This window comes from Mesorhizobium sp. M7A.F.Ca.CA.002.09.1.1 (genome assembly GCF_003998555.1).
GTDB classification, from domain to species: domain Bacteria; phylum Pseudomonadota; class Alphaproteobacteria; order Rhizobiales; family Rhizobiaceae; genus Mesorhizobium; species Mesorhizobium ciceri.
Window position 1 is genome coordinate 1 of record NZ_RZRR01001254.1, and the last position, 1,197, is coordinate 1,197.

1 protein-coding gene is annotated in these 1,197 nt (G+C 68.3%); it reads right to left on the minus strand.

Annotation, left to right across the window (positions count from 1 at the left end; all coding sequences use genetic code 11):
• Nucleotides 1-93 precede the first annotated feature (93 nt).
• Nucleotides 94-1,197, minus strand: a 1,104-nt coding sequence (locus EN994_RS32290; protein WP_127308193.1) for an FAD-dependent oxidoreductase, incomplete at its 5' end; no start/stop codon positions are given.

Sequence of the window (1,197 nt, forward strand, 5' to 3'; positions counted from 1 at the left end):
CCCTTGTAGGGCAGGTCGGACCGAAGGTCAGGGGCGGTGCCGCACTCCCATCCCGCAGCTGCGCAGCGGCCCGCAAAAAGGGGGAGCGTAGGCTCAGGCGGCCAACAACGACTTCAGCTTCACATCCGGTGATCCCAGCGCTTCCGGCGCCGGCTTGGCCCGCTTGGCGATCAGCATTTCGGCCAGCCTGATGTCGCGGGCGACCGCGTTGCCGGGGCCGATGCCGCTGGCCGCGACCAGCCTGCCGTCTTCAGCCAGATGGAAGAGGATGAAGGCGCCGTCGCCGAGATCGCGGCGCACGGTGTTTTTGCCCTCGTCGGAGAGCCCGGCGATCTGCAGCGACAGACCATATTGATCCGACCAGAACCACGGCACCGCCGCATGCGCCTCGCCGGCGCCGAGCATGTTCCTGGCCGCCAGCGCGCCCTGTTCCTGGGCGTTGCGCCAGGCTTCCAGCCGCACCCGGCGGCCGCCATAGACGGCGAGCGGAAACGAGCAGCAATCGCCGGCGGCAAAGATGTCGGGATCGCAGCTGCGCAGCTCGGCATCGACTGCAATTCCATTGTCGATCGTCAGCCCCGCTTCGGCCGCAAGCCCGGCCACCGGCACGGCGCCGATGCCGATGATCGCGAGGTCGGCGACGATTTCCCGGCCGCCGGCAAGTGTGGTGCGCACCTCGTTGCCATCGTCGGCGATGGACGCGATGCCGTCGCCGCACAGGATGTCGACGCCCTCGGCGACATGCGCCTCATGGATGATTTCCGCGATCTCCGCCGGCACGCCGCGAATCAGGATGCGAGGCTGCGCCTCGATGACGGTGACCGCGGCACCGAGCTTGCGGGCCGCGGCGGCGAGTTCGAGGCCGATAAAGCCGCCGCCGATGATGGCGATACGGTTGCCGAGGGTGAGATGCGCGCGAATGGCGAGCGCATCAGCGAAGGTTCTGAGATAGACGCAGCGCGGACCCAGGCCCGGCATCGGCAGCTTGCGCGGCGTCGAACCGGTTGCCAGCAGGAGCTTGTCGTAAGGCAGGACCGATCCGTCCGACAGGCGCACAGTATGCGCCGCGCGGTCGATCGCGACGGCCTGGACGGAATGGATATGCCGGATCGACTTCTCGGCCAGAATTGCGTCGCTGGCGATCGCCTTGATCCCGGGCGCATCGCTGGCCATCGCCTCCTTGGACAGAGGCGGGCG